Source organism: Vibrio marinisediminis, from assembly GCF_014050145.1.
GTDB classification, from domain to species: Bacteria; Pseudomonadota; Gammaproteobacteria; order Enterobacterales; family Vibrionaceae; genus Vibrio; species Vibrio marinisediminis.
The window spans coordinates 1-234 of record NZ_JACFYF010000356.1; the positions used below are offsets into that span (position 1 = coordinate 1).

Below are 234 nucleotides of genomic sequence, written 5' to 3' on the forward strand. Positions count from 1 at the left end.
AGATACAGAGTTAAAGTCTTATGAGGATGTAGACACGGTTACTTTGTATTTAAACCCTAAACGTCAAGAGGAGTATTACGACTACATTGTTTCTTTAAAACCTAAGCGTGTTATTTTTAACCCAGGAACCGAGAACCCTGAGTTTTATGCAATTTTAAAAGAAAACAATATTGCTTTTGAAACAGCTTGTACTTTAGTTTTATTGGGAACGAACCAATACTAATATTCTGTCTT

The 234-nt window shown here is 32.9% G+C and carries 1 protein-coding gene; it reads left to right on the forward strand.

Features of this window, described 5'->3' with window-relative positions:
• A partial coding sequence (locus tag H2O73_RS24330) for a CoA-binding protein (protein ID WP_182110842.1) occupies positions 1 to 223 on the forward strand: 223 nt, incomplete at its 5' end.
• Positions 224 to 234 lie beyond the last annotated feature (11 nt).